General features: G+C 44.1%; 22 protein-coding genes. 1 reads left to right on the top strand and 21 read right to left on the bottom strand.

Annotated features, from left to right (window positions below; translation table 11 throughout):
- Positions 1 to 8: 8 nt before the first annotated feature.
- The 21 genes from RUMTOR_RS12410 to RUMTOR_RS12310 form a co-directional block, all read right to left on the bottom strand.
- Positions 9 to 1,631, bottom strand: a complete 1,623-nt coding sequence (locus RUMTOR_RS12410) for a bifunctional diguanylate cyclase/phosphodiesterase (RefSeq protein WP_004848504.1) — start codon at positions 1,629 to 1,631, stop codon at positions 9 to 11.
- 251 nt (positions 1,632 to 1,882) lie between these two features.
- Entirely contained in the window at positions 1,883 to 2,305 is a 423-nt protein-coding gene (gene atpC, locus RUMTOR_RS12405) for an ATP synthase F1 subunit epsilon (protein ID WP_004848501.1), read from the bottom strand.
- A 13-nt stretch (positions 2,306 to 2,318) separates the two neighbouring features.
- Complete coding sequence (gene atpD / locus RUMTOR_RS12400; protein WP_004848500.1) at positions 2,319 to 3,707, bottom strand: F0F1 ATP synthase subunit beta; 1,389 nt, start codon at positions 3,705 to 3,707, stop codon at positions 2,319 to 2,321.
- Between the two features lie 99 nt (positions 3,708 to 3,806).
- On the bottom strand, positions 3,807 to 4,691 hold the full coding sequence (gene atpG, locus RUMTOR_RS12395) for an ATP synthase F1 subunit gamma (RefSeq protein ID WP_004848498.1): 885 nt from the start codon (positions 4,689 to 4,691) through the stop codon (positions 3,807 to 3,809).
- A gap of 4 nt (positions 4,692 to 4,695) precedes the next feature.
- Positions 4,696 to 6,201 carry a F0F1 ATP synthase subunit alpha gene (gene atpA, locus RUMTOR_RS12390; protein WP_009243685.1) on the bottom strand — a complete coding sequence of 502 codons (1,506 nt, stop codon included), beginning with the start codon at positions 6,199 to 6,201 and terminating at the stop codon, positions 4,696 to 4,698.
- Between the two features lie 5 nt (positions 6,202 to 6,206).
- Positions 6,207 to 6,734, bottom strand: a complete 528-nt coding sequence (gene atpH / locus RUMTOR_RS12385) for an ATP synthase F1 subunit delta (RefSeq protein ID WP_004848494.1) — start codon at positions 6,732 to 6,734, stop codon at positions 6,207 to 6,209.
- Positions 6,721 to 7,206 (bottom strand): F0F1 ATP synthase subunit B, encoded by a 486-nt coding sequence (gene atpF / locus RUMTOR_RS12380; RefSeq protein WP_242647709.1) that lies wholly within the window; start codon positions 7,204 to 7,206, stop codon positions 6,721 to 6,723. The genes atpH and atpF overlap by 14 nt, the downstream gene beginning before the upstream one ends.
- Positions 7,207 to 7,271: 65 nt before the next feature.
- On the bottom strand, positions 7,272 to 7,496 hold the full coding sequence (atpE, locus tag RUMTOR_RS12375; RefSeq protein ID WP_004848489.1) for an ATP synthase F0 subunit C: 225 nt from the start codon (positions 7,494 to 7,496) through the stop codon (positions 7,272 to 7,274).
- A 111-nt stretch (positions 7,497 to 7,607) separates the two neighbouring features.
- Positions 7,608 to 8,264: a F0F1 ATP synthase subunit A gene (locus RUMTOR_RS12370; protein ID WP_004848488.1), complete on the bottom strand. Its 657-nt coding sequence runs from the start codon at positions 8,262 to 8,264 to the stop codon at positions 7,608 to 7,610.
- A gap of 579 nt (positions 8,265 to 8,843) precedes the next feature.
- On the bottom strand, positions 8,844 to 9,809 hold the full coding sequence (locus RUMTOR_RS12365; RefSeq protein WP_004848480.1) for a DUF2238 domain-containing protein: 966 nt from the start codon (positions 9,807 to 9,809) through the stop codon (positions 8,844 to 8,846).
- A gap of 92 nt (positions 9,810 to 9,901) precedes the next feature.
- On the bottom strand, positions 9,902 to 10,468 hold the full coding sequence (locus RUMTOR_RS12360) for a chromate transporter (protein ID WP_004848478.1): 567 nt from the start codon (positions 10,466 to 10,468) through the stop codon (positions 9,902 to 9,904).
- A complete protein-coding gene (locus RUMTOR_RS12355) occupies positions 10,453 to 11,046 on the bottom strand; it encodes a chromate transporter (RefSeq protein WP_004848476.1) in 594 nt (197 codons plus the stop codon). Before RUMTOR_RS12355 ends, RUMTOR_RS12360 begins: the two co-directional genes overlap by 16 nt.
- Positions 11,047 to 11,133: 87 nt before the next feature.
- Positions 11,134 to 11,763, bottom strand: coding sequence for a V-type ATP synthase subunit D (locus RUMTOR_RS12350; protein WP_004848475.1), 630 nt, complete (start codon positions 11,761 to 11,763; stop codon positions 11,134 to 11,136).
- A gap of 62 nt (positions 11,764 to 11,825) precedes the next feature.
- Positions 11,826 to 13,211 carry a V-type ATP synthase subunit B gene (locus tag RUMTOR_RS12345; RefSeq protein WP_004848473.1) on the bottom strand — a complete coding sequence of 462 codons (1,386 nt, stop codon included), beginning with the start codon at positions 13,209 to 13,211 and terminating at the stop codon, positions 11,826 to 11,828.
- 15 nt (positions 13,212 to 13,226) lie between these two features.
- Entirely contained in the window at positions 13,227 to 14,993 is a 1,767-nt protein-coding gene (locus RUMTOR_RS12340) for a V-type ATP synthase subunit A (protein ID WP_009243688.1), read from the bottom strand.
- Positions 14,986 to 15,573 carry a V-type ATP synthase subunit E gene (locus RUMTOR_RS12335; protein ID WP_009320138.1) on the bottom strand — a complete coding sequence of 196 codons (588 nt, stop codon included), beginning with the start codon at positions 15,571 to 15,573 and terminating at the stop codon, positions 14,986 to 14,988. The genes RUMTOR_RS12340 and RUMTOR_RS12335 overlap by 8 nt, the downstream gene beginning before the upstream one ends.
- Positions 15,574 to 15,686: 113 nt before the next feature.
- A complete protein-coding gene (locus RUMTOR_RS12330; protein WP_004848467.1) occupies positions 15,687 to 15,995 on the bottom strand; it encodes a V-type ATP synthase subunit F in 309 nt (102 codons plus the stop codon).
- Positions 15,996 to 16,066: 71 nt separating this feature from the next.
- Positions 16,067 to 16,501 carry an ATP synthase subunit C gene (locus RUMTOR_RS12325; protein WP_004848465.1) on the bottom strand — a complete coding sequence of 145 codons (435 nt, stop codon included), beginning with the start codon at positions 16,499 to 16,501 and terminating at the stop codon, positions 16,067 to 16,069.
- 38 nt (positions 16,502 to 16,539) lie between these two features.
- Positions 16,540 to 18,489, bottom strand: coding sequence for a V-type ATP synthase subunit I (locus RUMTOR_RS12320; protein WP_004848463.1), 1,950 nt, complete (start codon positions 18,487 to 18,489; stop codon positions 16,540 to 16,542).
- Positions 18,486 to 19,532 (bottom strand): V0D/AC39 family V-type ATPase subunit, encoded by a 1,047-nt coding sequence (locus RUMTOR_RS12315; RefSeq protein WP_004848461.1) that lies wholly within the window; start codon positions 19,530 to 19,532, stop codon positions 18,486 to 18,488. Before RUMTOR_RS12315 ends, RUMTOR_RS12320 begins: the two co-directional genes overlap by 4 nt.
- A 3-nt stretch (positions 19,533 to 19,535) precedes the next feature.
- The gene (locus tag RUMTOR_RS12310; protein ID WP_004848459.1) at positions 19,536 to 19,847 is read right to left on the bottom strand and encodes a hypothetical protein; all 312 of its coding nucleotides are present in this window, start codon (positions 19,845 to 19,847) and stop codon (positions 19,536 to 19,538) included.
- A gap of 227 nt (positions 19,848 to 20,074) precedes the next feature.
- Between RUMTOR_RS12310 and trmB the strand changes: the two genes are divergently transcribed.
- Complete coding sequence (gene trmB, locus RUMTOR_RS12305) at positions 20,075 to 20,725, top strand: tRNA (guanosine(46)-N7)-methyltransferase TrmB (protein WP_004848458.1); 651 nt, start codon at positions 20,075 to 20,077, stop codon at positions 20,723 to 20,725.
- Positions 20,726 to 21,159: the final 434 nt, after the last annotated feature.

Below are 21,159 nucleotides of genomic sequence, written 5' to 3'. Positions count from 1 at the left end.
ACTTTTCCTTATCTGTCTCTTAAATATCTCACTTCAAACGTTTCAATCGTGATCGGTTTATTAAACAATGTTCCCTGTGCATAATCACAGCCGATCTCCCTGAGTACATTAAACTGATCCTGAGTTTCCACGCCCGCTGCCTGAACAGACGCTCCCAACTGTCTGCATATGTCGATAACAGCCTGCGCCACGATCCGGCTCCTTCCGTTTCCGACAATATTTGAAATCACGCTCTTATCCAGTTTCAATCCGTCGAACTCCATAAGAGACAAGATCGAAAAACTTGAATCTTTTGCACCGAAATGATCCAAGATCACTCTTACATTTCCTTTTCGTATCTTACTGCTCGTCTCTGCCAGCATCTCCTGATTCATATCGCTGCTTGATTCCGAAACTTCAACTTCGAGATACTCGCATCTGACATGATGTTTTTCTATGAGATGCAGCATTTTATCCGCAAGTCCTTCCTGCCGAAGAGTTGCCCCTGCAAAATTCACCGAAACCGGGATCATCGGAATATCTCTTACTTCCCATTTATGAAGCGTTTTGCACACTTCCTCAAACACATAAAGATCAAGGTAATGGGAAAGTTTTGTTTCTTCCAGCATATTAAGATATCTTCCCGGATCTACTATTCCGAGATCTTTGTGATGATAGCGCACAACCGCTTCCGCTCCGCCGACCTCGCCTGTGAGCGTATCGATCTTCGGAACAAGACATACGATAAAATTCCCGTTTTCAATATCTTGTAAAAGATCTTCTTTTATGATCGGTTCGTGATGTCCTTTTTGCAAATTTTTGTAATATTTTCTTTTTTCCTCGCGCATCATCACTTCCGCGTTGTTGACAAGCTTGTCTACCTCGATATCGATCTTCTCCCACGCATAGCCGATAGAAACAAGTCCGAGACTGATATTGTCAAGCTTTGTATGCACCGCATGAACCTGTTTTGTAAAATCCTGATAAGACGTATTTTCTACAAGCACGAGATACTCATCTCCCGTCAGCCGATATGCTTCCCCACTGTGAAAATACTCCTCCAGAACTTCTCCGACACGAATTACGACTTCGTCTCCGTAATCTCTCCCGAACTCTTTATTAAAATTTTTCAGTCCGTTGATATCGACGGAAAGCGCGCCGATCGATTTTAATTTCTTCTCATCCACAGTATCAAAATAGTGAACAAGACTGTTTCTGTTCAAAAGACCGGTAAGATCGTCATGATAACTCAGATATTCCTGCTGCTTCTGCATCTTCTGCAGTGCGATTGCCTGCGGAATATACTGAACGATAGCGCGCATCAAGTCGATGGTGCAGCCTCCCCGTCTGACTCCGACAACCGCAAGAACAGCAGTCACATCTTCACTGATCGGAAGAAACACGCTATAATCCCGAGCCGTCGTATCGGTAATCTCTGTTTTCATCCATTTCGGCTGACGCTCTTCCGGGAGAAGTTTCATCCGATCACGCTGCCACTCGATATTCTCATCGCACCACTCGTAGATCGTCTCGATGTCTCCTCTGTCTTTTTCAATATAATAAGCATACTCCGCATCATAATAGCTGCGAACCGTACTTAATATTTCGTTTACGATCTCGCTAAGAGACCGGATTTTGTAACCTTCACTCATAATTCCCCGCCCGTTTCATTTTCTTTGATCTGTAAATCCATATATTTATTTAAACTGTTCTGTCTGACATTTTTCTGTGCATTTTAATGCAAATAATTTACTTGCATAAGCATTATTATTTTAGTATACAGCCATATAAAATGCAAGATAAAAAAAGAGCCAGTCACTCGTGATCTGACTCTTTTTATCTGTTTCTTTTCACAAACATGCTATCGATGTATCCTTTCGACAACCGTAAGCATCTGTCACACTTAATAGTGGATCAGGTCTTTCGCTCCCTGTGCAAGTTTCAGGCGGTTCATCGCCCGAGCAAGAGATGCCTGCGTGTGGTAATATTCCTGAATGCTTTGTTTCTGCCGCATCCGCTCTTGTGCATGTTCCCTTTGTTCTCTGGCATGACGCACGTCAATATCTTCCGGGCGTTCCGCCGTATCGACGAGCAGTGTCACACGGTTATTCACGATCTCCGCAAAACCTGTTCCGACTGCGATTTCCGTCACTTCACCTTCTGTTGATTCCATGCGCGCAATACCGACAACAACGGCGATCACCATATTTTCATGGTGCGCCAGTACGCCTTTTTCTCCGTCCGGCGCCGGAATCGTCAGTTTCTTACATCTTCCATTGAAAAATACTTTATCACTTGCTATGATTCTCAATCCAAATGTATCCATAATACACCTCTGCCTACTCCGCCGCCTTTGCTTTCTCGATCACATCGTCGATTGAACCTACATTGAAAAATGCCGACTCAGGATACTCGTCCATCTCTCCGTCGATGATCATCTTAAATCCTCGGATCGTCTCTTTCAGCGGCACATATTTTCCCGGAACTCCGGTAAACGTCTCAGCCACAAAGAACGGCTGCGACAAAAACTTCTGGATTTTTCTCGCACGCATAACGGTTGCTTTATCTTCATCCGACAACTCTTCCATACCGAGGATTGCGATAATATCCTGCAGTTCTTTATATTTCTGAAGAATCGCGATCACTTTGTTCGCCACTTCGTAATGCTCTTCCCCAACGATCTCCGCTTCCAAAATACGGGAACTTGACTCCAGAGGATCAACTGCCGGATAGATACCTTGCTCTACCACTTTTCTCGAGAGAACCGTCGTCGCATCCAAATGAGCAAACGTCGTTGCCGGAGCCGGGTCTGTCAAGTCGTCGGCAGGAACGTATACCGCCTGTACGGAAGTAACCGAACCGTTTTTCGTTGACGCGATCCTCTCCTGAAGTTCTCCCATTTCCGTAGCAAGCGTCGGCTGATATCCGACCGCCGACGGCATTCTTCCAAGAAGCGCAGACACTTCCGATCCCGCCTGTGTAAAACGGAAAATATTATCAATAAACAACAAAACATTTCTGTGTTCTTCATCGCGGAAATATTCTGCCATAGTAAGCCCTGTTTCCGCCACGCGCATACGCGCTCCCGGCGGCTCGTTCATCTGACCGAACACTAACGCCGTCTTTTCAAGAACTCCCGATTCTTTCATCTCTGTCCACAAGTCATTTCCTTCACGGGAACGCTCTCCTACTCCTGTGAATATGGAGTATCCGCCATGCTCTGTCGCTATGTTTCGGATCAGCTCCTGAATAAGCACCGTTTTTCCTACTCCGGCGCCGCCAAACAGTCCGATCTTTCCCCCTTTTGCATAAGGAGCAAGAAGATCGATTACTTTGATTCCCGTTTCCAGGATCTCAACAACCGGGCTTTGGTCTTCAAATGTCGGAGGATCTCTGTGAATCACCCACTGATCTGCATCTGTGATCTGTTCGCCGTCATCTACCGTCTCTCCAAGTACGTTAAACAATCTTCCCAGCGTCTTCTCTCCGACCGGAACTTTAATCCCCGCTCCTGTTGCAGTTACTTCCATGTCTTTGTGAAGCCCTTCGCTTGCAGCCAGCATCAGACAGCGAACTTCATTGTTTCCGAGATGCTGCGCCACTTCCATAACACATTTCTTTCCGTTATTTTCAACTTCCAAAGCGTCTTTGATAAAAGGAAGGTTCCCGTCTTGAAACACAACGTCTACAACAGGACCCATAACCTGTATGATTTTTCCTTTATTCATGATCTTTCTCACTTTCTTAGAACTATAGCGGCATTCTGCCGCCTGTTTGACATACTGATCTTCCCGAGGTATCAGCCCCGGCTTTTTTCTGCTGCATTTCTATTTTCGCTGTGCCCTTGCCCCGCTGCACACTTCTGTAATTTCCTGTGTGATCGCCGCCTGCCTTGCTCTGTTATATATGATCGACAAGTCATGGATCAGACTTTTCGCACTGTCTGTCGCAGATTTCATCGCCATCATGCGGGCGTTATGTTCGCTTGCATATGCTTCCACAAGCGCTCCGTAGACGATTCCGGTCACATAATTCGGAATGATACTATCCATTACCGCTTCTGCAGACGGATACAGCGCGATTGCTTCTCTGTGCACGTTCAACGGCATTTTCATTTCGTTAAACGAGCTTCTTTCAAGCGGAAGAAGCTTCATTACTTCTGCTTCTGCCTGAACAGAATTTTCCATCCTCGTATAAACAATATAGATCTCGTCCAATTCCCTCTCCCTGAACTGGTCGAGCAGAACCGCGGCAATATCCCTCGCCCTGTGCATCGTCGGATTTTGTACCGTATATTGAAAATTGGTATCGATCTGCACGTCCCGCTTTGCAAAGTAATGACGACCGAGTTCTCCTACGATAAACAATTTATGAATCCCCGGACGGGCCAGTATCTCTTCTTCTAATTTCACGATATTATGATTATACGCCCCTGCCAGTCCTTTATCCGCCGTAATAACGATCGAACCGATCTTGCGCTCTCCTTCCGGAACATTCTCGCGCGCCGAAAAATATCCATGATGCAAGTCCGGCAAATGTCTGAGTATTCTCGATATTTCGCCTTGCAGGCCATAAAAGTAAGGCTCTGTATCCGCAAGTTTTTTCTTCGCATGGGTCATTTTCGACGAAGAGATCATATACATCGCGTTCGTAATCTTCATCGTATCTTTTACACTGTTGATACGGCTTTGTATCTCTCTGATATTTGCCATATTATCACCTGCTCTTTTTAAATTCCTCTGCGATCAACACAATCTGATCGATCAATTCATCAGACAACACTTTTTTCTCTTCGATCTCTTCGCCGATATTTGGGTATTTCGTATCAAACCACGTCATGAGATCAAGACGGAACTGACGTATTTCTTTTTTATCGATGCCGAGGAATATTTTGTGTGTCGCGGCACAAAGAGTAATTACTTTTTCATGCAGTGACATCGGATGATATAACGGCTGTTTCAAAAGTTCCATCAGTCCGCTTCCATATTCCAGCTGTTCCTTCGTCGCAGGATCCAGGTCCGAGCTAAACTGTGTAAACACTTCCATCTCTCTATACTGCGCGAGATCGATACGGATACTTCCCGACGCTTTTTTCATCGCCTTCGTCTGTGCCGCCCCGCCTACACGCGATACGGAAAGACCGACATTTACCGCCGGACGCATGCCCGCCGCAAACAATCCGCTCTCCAAAAAGATCTGTCCGTCTGTGATCGAGATCACGTTCGTAGGAATATATGCAGATACGTCTCCTGCCTGTGTCTCGATGATCGGCAGCGCAGTGATCGAACCGCCGCCGTTTTCATCACTTAATCTGCTTGAGCGTTCCAGCAGTCTTGAGTGAAGATAAAATACATCTCCCGGGTAAGCCTCTCGTCCCGGAGAACGTCCGAGCAAAAGGGAAAGCGCCCTGTATGCAACCGCATGTTTTGACAGGTCGTCATACACGATCAATACGTCTTTTCCTTTATACATAAAGTATTCTGCCATTGCGGTTCCCGCATATGGAGCAATATACTGAAGCGGCGCGCAGTCGCTTGCCGTTGATGACACGACGATCGTATAATCAAGAGCGCCGTTTGTCTTTAATGTATTAACAACTTTTGCTACCGTAGACGCTTTCTGTCCGATTGCAACATAGACACAGATCACATCTTTGTCTTTTTGATTCAAAATCGTATCAAGAGCGATCGACGTTTTCCCTGTCTGTCTGTCTCCGATGATCAGCTCTCTTTGCCCTCTTCCGATCGGAAACATAGAGTCAATAGAAAGGATTCCCGTCTCCATCGGAACACTGACAGATTTTCTGTCAACGATTCCGGGCGCTTCCTGCTCAATCGGACGATAACCGTCGGCTTCTATACTTCCTTTTCCGTCTATCGGCTCGCCAAGCGCATTTACGACTCTTCCTATATAAGCGTCTCCAACCGGAACTCCGGCTCTCTTTCCCGTACGGGTTACTTTCGTTCCTTCACTGATTCTTGTATCGCTTCCGAAAAGAATACAGCCGATCTCGTTTCTTCGGATATCCTGAACCATTCCCTTCAATCCGTTTTCAAACGTAACGATCTCACCGTACATCGCATGATCTATTCCATAAATCGAAGCGATCCCGTCGCCTACTGTAATGACAGTTCCCACTTCACTGTCTTTGCTCATCATATCAAAATTCTCAATCTCTTCTTTTAAGATCGAAATGATTTCATTTGAGTTGATCGAACTCACCTCGCTCACCTCCGTGTTAATCTTTGTTCTAATCTGTCCAGACGGCCTTTCGTGCTCCTGTCATACTCATCGTTTCCTACCCGCAGAATAAATCCGCCTATCAGAGAATCATCTTTTTTCATCTCAATATACGCGCGTTTTGCTCCGTATTTTCTGCACAAAAACGATTCCATGCCTTTTTTTTGTTCTTCACTTGGAAGCGCCGTGTAAAAAAGAACCGCTCTTATGATCTGTTCCTCCTCATCTGCCCGCATATCGTATGCGTCAAAAATTTCTCCAAGCAGACGAACCTTACGATAACGGCAGACAATCTTCAGAAAGTTTCTCATTTCCCGCGGAAACACTTTATCTATGACCTGTTCCTTCTTCTCTTGACGAATCGTCGGATTGTCCAGAACATCTGTGATCTGCGGTACTTCCGAAAATATTTCACGAGTTTTTTCTATCGTCTCTTTCGGAATATTCAGTTCAAAAAGCGTTTCTGCGTATCTCACTGCCGAAGAAGAACAAATTACTTTTCTATTTGTTTTCATTTCCGTGTCCCTCTCCTGTTTCTCTTAGAAACTGATCGAACAACTGACTCTCTCTTTCTTCGTCCGACTTCCCGCCTGCAATCTTCGCCGCCGAAGCGATCGCAAGACCGGTGATCTCGCCCTTCAGTTCATGGATCGTTTTTTCCCGTTCAATGCGGATTGTCTCTTTTGCCGACGCGATCATGCTGTCCGCTTTGTTCCCCGCTTCTTCCAGAATACGGTCATACTCTGCCTTTGCGCTTTTTCTTGCATTTTCTACGATCTGAACAGACTCCTGTTTTGCTCCGTTTAACGCCGCTTCATATTCTTGTTTCATTTTAAGAGCGCCATCCTGCGCATCCTGCGCGCTCTGCAGTCCGTCTGCAATCAGTTGTTTACGTTTCTCCATAATGTCTGTCACAGGCTTGATCAGAAAATGTCTCAGCAAGAGATAGAGAATTATCACATTTATTATTGTATAGACAAGATTCATATTTATTTCTATCATCTTTTTCCCATGCCTTTCCCGTCATTTTCACAATGTAACATCTGACTTTATTAACCGAGAAGAATGATGATCAAAATTCCGATAATAAATCCATAAATAGCCGTTGCCTCCGCAAGCGCACATCCGAGAATCAGATTCTTACTGATCTTACTCTCTGCTTCCGGCTGTCTTGCGATCGCTTCTGCCGCTTTTCCTGTTGCGATACCGATACCGACGCCTGCTCCGATACCTGTCAATACTGCTACTGCTGCTCCGATTGCTATAATTGCTTCCATGTTTTTTGTTCTCCTTTAATTTTTTAATCTGTTTGATTGTTTTTTATTGATTGTTTTTTATTCTTAATCGTTTCCATCATTTGAAACAGCCCGGCTGTTTATCTTTTGATTCTATTCCATTTCCTCCGTCATAAATAACGCGGTCAGAAATACAAATACATATGCCTGAAGAAGCCCGTCAAAGATATCAAAATAGAAACTTACGGGGATCGGGCAAATAAGCGGCACAAAATATTTCAAAAGTTCCAGCACTACAAATCCCGCCAGCATATTTCCGAAAAGCCGCATACAAAGCGACAATGGGCGGATCACAATTTCCAATATCGTAATCGGCGCCACAACCGGAACCGGCTTTGCAAAATGTTTCATCCAGTGGACTACTCCGTTTTTATGAATTCCCGAAAATTCAATCACGCACATACTCATGATCGCCAGCGCCGCAGTCACATTCAAGTCTTTTGTCGGCGGTTTAAAACCTAACAATCCGATCGTATTCGACACTGCCAGATAAAGAAGTACCGTGATAAGATACGGCACATAAGCTTTATTTTCTTTTCCGATAATTCCTTCAAAGAAATCCTGCGCCCAACCGATCATTGACTCCAATGCAAGCTGTACCTTTCCGGGATTTTCAACCTTAAGGTTTCTTACTAATATAATGGATAAAAGAACCAAAACTGCCATAATGATCCAAGTGACAACAACCGATTCCGAAATTCCTCCTAAAACAGGAAGTTTCAAAACCGTTTTACAATTCAGTTCCTCCATCAATGTTTCTGTCAGATTTCCCGTATTGCTCCCTCCTTTTTCTTTGCTTTTTTATTACAGGCTTCCGTTCGTTTTGGGTATAAAAAAAGAGCTCTTTTCCATCGAGAACCGTTCCCCATCGAACCCCTGTTATATCTTCATCTCTTAGGTCCGACCGTTTTCGGTACAAGCCGTTTTTTCTGTATTTCCGGCTTCCCTAAAAGTCGAGTAAAACATTACACCCGAAGAATATTTTTGTCAATATTTCCACTTTATTTTCTGTTTTGGCAAAAAATCCGTTTTTTTCTTTCATTTTGCCACCTCATAACATAAAAAAAGATGAAAATTTATTCAATTTTCATCTCTCTTTTTTAACAATATTCTTTTTCTGTAAATTATCAAAAATTATATACAATGCACCCGCTGTTTTTGCAATATATTTTGTCGCTTTCCACAATCTTTATGTCTATTTTTTAACAAACATTGTCAAAAATAGACTTGTTTCTGTGATAATGTTTATAAAACCACATCTATTGTACCGACTGCCGTCTCCCAAGCGCCGCTTATGACGCCTGTTTCATATACCTTTTCTTCTTTCTGTCATCTGTCTCCGTTTTTTGCACTGCCTTTCGGCACTTTCTGCGATTTCTCCTGTATATCTTGCTCCACTTCCGAAGACTCTCTCGCAATTCTCAAAAAGTCTCTGTCATGCGCTTTTCTTCTCGGTATAAAGCTTCCTGCCACCTTTCCTTTTCCTCTGCTTTTCACATAGAAAAATCCAAGTACGGAAAATACAGCCGCGCCGATAAAATTAACGATCAAATCCTGCATCGTATCAAGCAGTCCGATATCAAGATATCCTCCCAATCCAAGAGATTGTCCGTTCACCGCAACATCTGTTATGTTTTGTATCGCATACGGCACATTATGTCCGCCCGGATCAAGCATAACAGATCGAATCGTATGGATAACCGTATCTTTCTGCATATCGAGTTCCATGATCATATCCATCCCAAACTCAAAAAACTCCCACACAACTCCGATCGTCATCGAAAAACAAAACGCTACGATTGCCGTAAAAAGCGGCGACAGTGAAAAAACCGTCCGGTCACTTCTGTTCAGCAGATCAACAAGCGAAAATCCGATCGCCGCCGCAAGAAAACCGTTCAATGTATGTAACACTGTATCCCAGAACGGAAATACAAGATAAAATTCACTGATCTCGCCGAGTATCTCTGCCGAAAAAATAAATACAAGAATGATAATCTCCAATGCTGTCGGCAGTTCCACTTTAAATGTAATCTGTGCCAAACTCGGAATCACAAGCAAAAGAAGCGTAAGTATACACAAAAATACATTTTCATAATTCCGATTCAAAAGTTGGAGCACGAGCATAATGATCACAAGCGCCCTCAATGTAAAATACACTATAGCCGAACTTTTATGTTCCCTTAGCTCCATGCTAAGAGCTGTTGTCCAATTTTTAAATTTTCCGGCCGCTTTCTTATTATCTCTTTTGCCATTTACGTCATTTACATTATCATTCTTATTTTTCTTTTCTCTCATAAACCTCTTTCCTCTGTTTCTGATCTTTCCTTATCAGACCCTTTGCCGCTTTTCTATTCAAGACCGCCTTCTTTACTTTTTTACTTTTACAGTTACATGTATAAAATTATACCTGCCGCTCCGCTTACGAGCATCAGCATGATCGGGTTGATCTTCCGCTTCCGCGACAAAAACAACACTCCTCCGAAAATAGCTACCGCGCCGATATCAAGCGATTCTTTCATTGTTTTTAAATCCGGATCTCCTGTTCCGAAAAAAGAAAGCAATATGATCGTTGCCGCGGCTGATACGATCAATCCCAGAGAAGCTGCTTTCAATCCGTTAAGCGTCTCAAAAATATAGACTGACTCTTTATGCTTCTGAAAAAAACGATACAGAGTCAATGAAATCGCAACTCCGCAAAAAACGCATCCGACTGTTGCCACAACCGCGCCTGCCGCACCTGCGATCTGCAAGCCGACAAACGTAGATGTATTCACTGCCAGAGGACCGGGCGTCATCTGAGATATCGTAATAATATCCGCAAATACTTTTTCTCCGATCCATCCCGCTTTTACTACAACTTCTTCATGGATCGAAGGGATTACCGCATACCCGCCTCCGATACTGACAAGGCCGATCTTCAAAAATGTCAAAAATAATTTTAAAAGAATTTCCATTTGTGACCTCCGCTTCTTACGTAAACCCGAAGGATACAAAGCCCGCAGCATACTGCCAGAATCAGCGCCACATTTACATCAAAAATAAAATTTGCTATAAAGGCGATCGGAATAAGGGAAAAAAGAAAAAATGATTTTTCTTTCAATATCACAGTGCACATATCTGCTACAACACTGACGATCAAAGCCGCAACTCCGGATTGCATTCCTTTTAAAACAGCGGCAACAATTTTATTTGCAATAAATAAATCATAAAATCCTGAAATGATTCCGAGAATCACAAGCGGCGGAATTACAGAAGCCGCACAGCTAATCACCGCCCCTGCCGTTCCCGCCGCCTTATACCCCGACAACGCCGCCAGATTCACCGCGATCGCCCCCGGACTTGACTGCGCCACAGCGGACATCTCCATCAGCTCATCTTCTGTAAATATCTTTTTCTTTTCAACAAAACTTCGGCGTACAAGAGGAACAACAACATAACCTCCGCCAAACGCAAACATGCTGATATAAATATTCACTGCAATCAGCCACAAGTAAATGCCCGGTGTTATTGACTTTTGTTCCTCATTGCTCATTGTGATTCCTTCCTCTTTCCTGCACCTTTCATTCCGGCATGCGTAAAATATATTCAAACGGGCATACCAAAAGATCAGTAAGGTTTCTCAGCCGCCTTGTTTCTTTGTTTTCATTCGTTTAATTACTTTCAAACGGGTAAATTCTTCACGCTCTTTTTCTTCCAAAGCATTCGTGATCGTATATACAAGTGATGTATACATCGGAATCGTGATATTCTGCAATGCATTTGCCCTCTTCTGCGTCTTTTTGATATTTCCCGCAAGGCGGTACGCCGCATTTTCTACCATAGACAATTTCACCGTCAGATCTTTTACCTTGCGGAATGCTTCTCTCGCCTTATCGATCGATTCACGGGTCGTACTAAATGAATACGTTGGCTTTCCGGCATCAGGCATATATTTGACATGAGGGATTTCCGTTCCCATAATACTGCGCGTCTGGATCGTGATCGAATTTTCGATCGGAACTGTATATGCAAGCATCTCAACATTGCTGATTCCGTTTTCGATGTTCGCCCTTTGCAGACATTCATACGCATAAGTGAACGTCGTGTCGATCTCTTCTTGGATCGTCCGTGCTTCATCGATCAGATCCATCAGTTCTCTGATCAGTATATTTCTTTTTTTATCCATCAGATCATAACCTTGCTTCGCCAACGCAAGCGAATTTTTCGCCAGCATAAGATTTCCTTTTGTCGGAAATGTACGCGGATCCATATGCCTCCTCCTTCCCCGCTTTTATTTTTACTCTGAAAGGATCAGTTTCTCTGCACCCTAACTTATTCTTCTTCAGACGGTTTATAATATTTATCAAGAATCTTCGTATCAACGCGGTCAAGCTCTTCTCTCGGCAAACGTCCGAGCAGTTTCCATCCGAGATCAAGCGTCTCCTCCATTGTACGGTTTTCATTCATTCCCTGACCGATATATTTTTCTTCAAATTCTTTTCCGAACTCAAGATACTTCTTATCAATAGGCGACAATTCATCCTCACCTATAACAGACGCCAGATTTCGGGCATCTCCGACTTTTGCATATGCGGAGAACAACTGATTTGCCAGATCCTGATGATCTTCTCTCGTATATCCCTCGCCGATACCGTCTTTCATAAGACGGGACAATGACGGAAGAATGTTGATCGGCGGATAGATCGACTGTCCGTTAAGGGGACGGTCAAGTACAATCTGCCCTTCTGTAATATATCCCGTCAGATCGGGAATCGGATGTGTGATATCGTCATTTGGCATCGTAAGAATCGGAAGCTGTGTTACAGAACCGTTCACTCCCTGTACGATCCCCGCTCTTTCGTAAATCGTGGCAAGTTCACTGTACAAGTATCCCGGATAACCTTTTCGGCTCGGAATCTCACCTTTTGACGAAGAAACTTCACGCATCGCTTCTGCAAAGGATGTCATATCAGTCAAGATTACAAGAATATGCATATTCTGTTCAAACGCCAGATATTCCGCCGCCGTCAATGCCACTTTCGGCGTGATAAGACGTTCCACAACAGGATCGTTCGCCAGATTCAAAAACATGGCTACGTGATCCGCAACCCCGCTCTCCTCGAACGTATTGCGGAAGAAATCCGCCACATCATGCTTTACACCCATTGCCGCAAATACGATCGCGAACTTTTCATCTGAATTTTCTCCCAGAGACGCCTGTTTTACAATCTGCGCCGCCAGTTGGTCATGGGGCAGACCATTTCCCGAAAAGATCGGCAGTTTCTGTCCGCGGATCAGCGTCGTCAGTCCGTCGATCGCAGAAATTCCTGTTCTGATATAATTTCGAGGATACTCTCTCTTCACAGGATTGAGAGGAGATCCATTCACGTCTCTTCTTAACGTAGAAGCAATCGGTCCAAGTCCGTCGATCGGATTTCCGATCCCGTTAAACGTTCTGCCAAGTATATCCGGCGAAAGCGCGATCTCCATCGGATGGCCTGTCAGTTTTGTATGCGTATTTTTCAGGGACATATTTTCAGAGCCTTCAAATACCTGAATAACGGCTTTATCTTCATATATTTCTACGATACGGCCGATCTTTCTCTGCGTACCGTCTACGACGAATTCCACGATCTCGTCGAAAAATGCATCCTGTACGCCCTCCAGCGCGATCAGCGGGCCGTTGATGCTGCTTAATCCTAAATATTCGATTGACATGATCTTCGGTTCTCCTTATGCATTCTTTTCCAAAACATTCTGATAAAACGCGTCGATATCACGATGATATTGAGCAAACATTTCCAATCTGTCGTTCGGCACATCATATTTGATCGAGATTACACGGTCGAAAATATTTTCCGCCTTCAGCACAGACATAGGATGCCCCATCGTCACAAGCGTCCTTGCCTGTTTATAAAGATATAAAATTGTGTCCATCATCAAAAACTGTTTTTCCATTGAGACACATGTATCGTCTTTATGAAATGCGTTCTGCTGTAAAAATCCCAAACGGATCACGCGGGCAATCTCAAGTACAAGCTTCTGATCATCCGGCAGAACGTCGCTTCCGATCAATTTTACGATCTCCAACAGGCTGCTCTCCTGATTCAGAAGCGCCATTAACCTATTTCTATAATCAACAAACTGCGGGGATACATTATCCTGATACCAATGGCTTAAATCGTTCAGATATTCGCTGTAACTTGTGAGCCAATGAATTGCCGGAAAATGTCTCGAATACGCAAGACTTTTATCCAGTCCCCAAAAACAGCGCACAAAACGTTTCGTATTCTGTGTGACCGGCTCGGAAAAATCACCGCCCTGAGGCGATACCGCTCCGATGATCGTAACCGATCCGTCTGTTCCGTTCAGATTGTGCATCATTCCGGCTCTCTCGTAAAACGCCGACAATCTTGATGCCAGATAAGCCGGAAATCCTTCTTCTGCCGGCATCTCTTCCAAACGTCCCGAAAGTTCCCTCAGTGCCTCGGCCCATCTGGACGTAGAATCTGCCATGATCGCCACATCGTATCCCATATCCCGGTAATATTCCGCCAGCGTAAGTCCTGTATAAATACTTGCCTCACGGGCAGCCACCGGCATGTTTGACGTATTTGCGATCAGCGTTGTTCTGTCCATAAGCGGATTGCCTGTCCGCGGGTCTGTCAATTCACCGAACTCTTCCAGAACCTGCGTCATCTCATTTCCACGCTCTCCGCATCCGATGTAAATAATAATATCCGCATCCGCCCATTTGGCGATCTGATGCTGAGTCATTGTCTTTCCGGTTCCGAATCCTCCCGGAATCGCAGCAGTTCCTCCCTTTGCGATCGGAAACATCGTATCGATGATACGCTGTCCGGTCACAAGCGGAACAGACGCCGGAAATCGGTGATGTGTCGGGCGGGGCACACGGATCGGCCACCGCTGTGTCATAGTCAGCTTCTTTTCACCGCCATCCGGAAGTTCTAATATAACGAGAGTTTCATCGATCGTATACTCTCCGTCTTTTACAACCTCTTTTACCGTTCCTTCCACATCCGGAGGAATCATACATTTGTGAAGGATCGCATGTGTCTCCGGCACTTCCGCTATAATATCTCCGCCATGAAGGTACTGACCTTTTTCAACGACGATGTGAGTCTTCCATTTTTTCTCTCTGTCAAGCGAATCCACGCTGACTCCTCTTGTAATAAACGCGCCGCCTGTCTCTGCAATTCTCTCAAGCGGACGCTCGATTCCGTCAAATATATTATTCAGGATTCCCGGCGCAAGCGTTACCGAAACCGCATTTCCGCTTGCGACAACTTCCTCTCCCGGTCTAAGTCCTGTCGTTTCTTCATACACCTGGATCGTCGTCCTGTCTTTATCAAGAGCGATCACTTCGCCTACTAATTTTTGTTTTCCGACATAAACCATTTCCGACATACGAAATCCTGTATTTCCTTTCAGGTAGATGACAGGTCCGTTAATTCCATAAATCGTTCCTGTGTTAAGCAATTCCGTCACCTCCTAAAAACAAAAATTTGTCATATTCGTCCTGGATCTGCGTTTTAAACGAATGGTCCATCAAAATATTACGCGAACGGATTACCGCGCGCACCCCGCCGATAAAATCTTCCGCACTCACCGTAAGCTTCGCCCCGGTTTCTTTTTCCAGCTCCGTACGTTTTTTTTCATCGGACGGATTAATATAAATAACGACCGGGTCATCGCCTGCAAACCGCTCTGCCTTTCGGATACACTTAACAAGAAAGTCGTCGTATGCTTTTGTTTTCATATAATCGTTCACAAGCTGCATCGCTTCTTCAAACACTTTGTCTTTCAGCTCCTGCTGCACTTTTCCCTGGCTTCGTTTAATCTCCAGCTGAGACTTTGCCAATGCCTGACTTACTGTCCGTTTTGCATTTGTCGTCTCTGCTTTTATGCGCGTTTCCGCCTGCCGCATCATCTCTGACTTATGGTCGCTGAATATTTTTTCCAGCGCTTCTCTGTGCGCATCTATGATCGCATTTCCTTCTGCGCGCGCCTGCTCCATAGACACAGTCTGCATATATGTGAGTTTTTCTTCAAGAGTCAACCGAAAGCCCTCCCTTTTCTACGATTTATCTGCTTCATTTGCCTGATTTATTTTCTGCTCTATCACTGCTTTGTCCGCTGTATTCTTCATTCGTCGGAATGAATATCTCCGCCTTATAATTTCAATCCGATCGCTTCCGTTATATAAGATGTGATAAAATCTTTTTTTCGTCCCGTTCCGTGCCGGTCCGGAATTTCCACAAGAAGCGGCATCTTACGTTCCAATCGGAATGTATCGATGATCGCCGGAAACTCCCTGCCGAATTTCTCTGTCAAAAGTACAATTCCTATACTTTTGTCTTCAAGAACACGTTCCAACGCCTGCTTTAGTTCATCTTGTTCATGAACGACAATGCCGTCTACTCCTGCCAGACGCATCCCGGTATATGTGTCAACATTGTCGCTGATCAGATACATCTTCATAACTTCAGATCCTTTTCCTTTCTGCCTTACCGTTTACGCTGCTCCCGCCGCGCCGTCCGCATGTATCTTTATTACAGGTTTCCTAAAATCATGAAGGAAATGATCAAACCATAAAGACACACTCCTTCTGCAAGACCTACAAAAATAAGAGATTTTCCGAGTACGCTTGAATCTTCACTGATCGCACCTAACGCTGCGCTGGCTGCGCTGGCAACCGCAATTCCGCCGCCGATACAGGAAAGTCCCGTAACGATCGCAGCCGCAAGATATCCCATGCCTGTTGCGAATCCCGCATCGGCAGTCACAGCTTCCGCAGCCTGTACATTCGGTCCGCCAAGAAGCATGATCGATGCAATCGCAAACGCTCCGAAAAAGAAGAAAGCATTCGTTCCTATTGCTCTTTTATAACGTTTTCTGCTCTTTTCCCCAAGAAGATAATACCCAAACGGTACGATAATGCTCACGATCAGCGTGATGATAAAAACGATTTTTGTTCCCATTGTCATTGTAAGTTCCTCCTATGATATGATGAATTTTAAGAAATCTATTTTCGGCTGTTTTTCTTTGTCTTTCTTTTTGCATACGGATCAAATGCATGACCGCTGCCTTTATAAAAACGGCTGAACAGTTCGTAATATTCCAGACGCAGCACCTGGATTCCGACGATCAGACCTTCGAATCCGCAAACGAACAGGTTTCCGAAGATCACGCCTGCCCAGTTCGGACTTCCGCTCTCTGCTCCCGCCAACTGCAGCACAACTTCCATGATCGCGGCATGACTCACCGCAAACGCTCCGATACGGATAAAGGAAATCGTATTAGAGAAGTAACTGAGCAATGTTTCAAAGAGTTCAAAAAATCCCTGCACAACAAACATTGCCTTTCCTGTCTCCATCTTATCCGCCCGCTTCTGAAGCATCCTCGTAAGGGGTTCTCTGAAAAAGATGAGCAAAAGCGGGATTCCGAACATGATCGCCATAACGATTCCGCCCGGAAGCGGATTTCCCGTCATAAAGAGAACGACTGTCACTACGACCGCAAGATAAAATACAAGTCCTGCCGCACCGTTCGGATCAAACCATGCGCTTTCCATATTTTTCCCTCGTACCGCATTGATAATGTGAAGCACCATCGCAACCATGATCAGAAACATACCGAACGCCACCGCAACAATAAACACCGTATTCAGCTTTCCGAGAAACGGCAAAGTCGTCATATGATCGATCGGCCGTATCCACAGCGCCGGAAGAACGTCTTCAAATCCGAAAATACTTCCAAACAGAAATCCGAAGATCGTGGAAAAAACACCTGCCGTCGCAATAATCCCCGCAAGCGGCGCTTTCTTAAACTTATAGACCAATCCTCCGCCGATCATCAAAAGCAGTCCCTGCCCGACATCTCCGAACATCACTCCAAAGATAAATGAGTACGTCAGACCGACAAACATCGTCGGATCCATCTCGTTATGTGCCGGGAGTCCATACATACTGACGAACATTTCAAATGGTTTGAATAATTTCGGATTTTCCAGCTTTGTCGGCGGTTCTCCGAAATATGCGTCATGATCGTCTTCCACAACGACGAATACTTTATCGTCTTCCTTTACTTCCTCAACGAATTTATCTACATCATCTTCCGCCATCCATCCGCACAGAATATAGTAATCTTCCTGTTTATCTTCCATTCTGGCCGCAAGTTTTCTCACATCGAAGTTATTGGACAGTTCTTCCAGCCTGTCCCTTGCCGCAACTAACTGCGGAGCGCGGTCCGCCAGCATCTCTCCTGCCTGTTTATCCAGATCTTCAATTTCTAAATTGACACGGGCAATCTCGTTTTCGAGTACCCGGTATGCCGTATCGGGAGTTCCTTCAAATTCATCCTTCAACTCGATTCTTTCAAAATGCAGCGACCGGAATACCGCGTCAACTTTCTGTGTCTCCGCCTGCGAAACGAAATATACTCCATAAACATAACTTTCATCCCGCTCTCCTTCTACGAAGATTGCTTTTAGATCATCCATAAGATATTTTTGCATCTTATGATAAAATTCCACTGCGATACGGCCGAAACGATAAGTGATATATCGATAATGAAGCACACGGTGAAGATCGCATTCCAACGGTCGAAACGGCGCTACGATCTGCTGTTTCGCCCTGTATTCTTCAATTTTCTGCTTAAGCTTTTCCTTTTTTTCCTGAAGTGTACGATAATCTTCATCCGCCTTGCGTACAAGCTCAAACATATCGTCAAGACCGAGTTTCGTATCCGGCTCTACTGTTTCTGCATTCGGAAGATATCCGACAAATTCATTTGCCTTACTTAACACTTCCCTGTAGGGGTTCAGCTCCACAAAAGGTCTTAAGTTATCTACTGTCTTAAGTTCCGACAGCGCAGACTCAAGCTGAATCTCATACCGCGAAAGATACTGATCGGTAACACGGTCGATATCATTTCGCGGACCTGATATATTAATAAATTTCATCTTTACGATCATCGGGTTCTACCTCCAATGTATGCTGCCGTTTCTCCCGGATTCAGTCCGTACCGGACGCATTCCATAACGGTTGTCAGCTTTTTCAATTCTTCTTCTTTTAAGAAGAGATAGGTGTTGATCGCGGAGACCGAATACGGATTCTTTCGCCGGTCTGCCGTGTACAGATGATGCAGACAGTCCGCATACATCTGCTCCATTGTCAAATTTTGTTTGAAATTATAATGCCGGGCATAAGTTGTTCTTATTACGACATTTTCAAACTCCTCGACTCCCGGAGCCTCCACCATATCTTTCACTAATTCTGTTGACAATTTATAGTGTATCGGAATCAGCATCAGATAGATATCCGCGGGCTTCATATTGTAATACTTTTTCGCCCTGTAGATCCACTGAATATTCAAAAGATCGATCTTTGACCCACGATCTCTCATAAACAGCTCAAGATCCGACTTTTTCAAAATCTTCTTCTGCTCTTTCCATGTAGATGTATAATAATAAAGATCCAACGCCAGATTGTAATCATAAAGAGTCACATTATCGGTATCTTTTATTTTTTTCAACGGAGCGTAATACTCCGTTTCTTTTAGATTTTCCACAAGCTCATCTGTCGTTCTGGCTGTGATCAGCTTTCCGATAGATATTTGCGAATACCGGTCAAAAAACGCACTTTTATAATTAAGATCAAACGGTTTCTTATAATGGTTGATCACGATACGCAGACAGTAATTGATCAGCTCGATCTCGTATCCTTTCATGATCAGCTTCATAAATTCTCTCTGACTCTGCCCGCAGAAACGGTAAATCTTTGTGTAATCGTGATAAAGCGACTGCACAAGCACCTTCTCTATGTTTCCTCGATGGATCTGATCTTCCGTTAAAGTGTCAAGCACTTCCGCATACGCCGTATTTTTCCGCAGATAGTCCGCAATATCCGGAACACTTCGTAAATTTGCTATATCCGCAAACTGCTCCGGCGTCAAAAGCTTCGCCTCCATTGCCCGGATCTTTGTCACAATCCCGCTGTACTTAAGTAAATTTCCCATAAGTTACACCTCTGTGATCCGTCTCAATATCTCATGCGCATATTCTGTATGCTTCTCTTCATATTCTTTCCGGAGGCTGCAGATCGTATCCTCACTTGCGCCGCTGCTGCTGTTAAGAACTCTCGACTGTTCTTTTTCCAACTGTTCCCGGATTTTCTCAAGGCGTGCTTTCGTTTTATTTTCTAAGTCCTCGTCAAATTTTTTCCGTTTTTCATCAAATTCCTGTCCAAGTACGTCTTTTTGCTCTTCTGCATGACGAACAATCGCAGACGCTGCATTTTCAATTTCCGTCAATTTATCCAAAATAGCGTCCATAAAAAGCCTCCTGTCAGCAATAATATATCCCTATGATACACCTTTTCCTCCAAAATGCAAGCCACATCTTCCAAAAATGCGCTCCCTTTAACATTCCCTTAACATCCGTCCATGTTATCCTCTGCCTAAACAGGAACGATTCTCAAACATCCGCAAATCTTTGACCTGACATATGCTGCATATTATGATACAATCTAGTATAACGACCAAAATACAAGGAGACACATATGAGACTTAGAAATATTCCCCGCGCCGACGATACTCTTCAGGCACATTTTACTGTAATCAAGAATCCGAAAGAGTTCCGCGGAAACTGGACTTCGGTTTTCGGAAACGACCGTCCGATACGGATCGAGATCGGAATGGGAAAAGGACGCTTCTTATTAAATATGGCAAAAACCTATCCTAATATCAACTTTATCGGAATCGAACGATATTCCAGCGTCCTGCTTCGGGCAGTAGAAAAATTTGACACCGAAGAATTTTCAGATTTGCCGAATATCCGCTTTGTCTGCATGGATGCAAGAGAACTGCCGGAAGTATTTGCCGAATCAGAAGTCGACCGCATTTACCTGAATTTTTCCGACCCATGGCCAAAATCACGTCATGCAAAACGCCGTCTTACATCAACAGAGTTTTTATCCCGTTATGAAAAAGTCCTCCCACCGCAAGGACTTGTGGAGTTCAAAACGGACAACACCCCTCTTTTTGACTTTTCTCTGGAACAGGTAAAGGAAGCCGGATGGACGCTTCAGGCTTTTACATACGATCTGCATCACAACAAAGAGCTAAACAAAGAAAATATTATGACAGAATATGAAGAAAAATTTTCTTCAAAAGGAAACCCGATCAATAAACTGATCGCAATGAGAAAATAACGGCGGCAGCACGGATATGCTATAAAAAGCAGGGTGAGACGCTTCCAACGAACCTCTCCCTGTTTTTTTCATATAATATAGAAAGATGTATGAGACGCTTTCCGGCCTCGCTTATTTAAGCTGTCCGCTCAATCCGTTCCGTTAAAAGGAGTTTATATGAAACGAAAACATCAAAAATACCGTCTCTGTGAAATATGCTACTGTCATCCGAGACTTAACCGAAAACTTCTTATTATCAAAAATTCTTTTGATGAAGTGTACAAAATCTTAAATTCAGACTTCTGTTCCCGCAAACACTCCTGACAAACAACTTTTTATTCTCATGTACACACAGCCGGTGACAACCGCAAATACAGACAAAAACAATACTATTTTTTAACAAAAGATGAAAAGTAAAAACAAATCGGTAAAATAAAGACGAAAATAAAAGAAAA

Origin of the sequence: [Ruminococcus] torques ATCC 27756 (assembly GCF_000153925.1) — a bacterium.
Lineage (GTDB): Bacteria > Bacillota > Clostridia > Lachnospirales > Lachnospiraceae > Mediterraneibacter > Mediterraneibacter torques.
The sequence above is the reverse complement of the archived record's forward strand: the minus strand, read 5'-3'. Positions and strand labels throughout refer to the sequence as shown.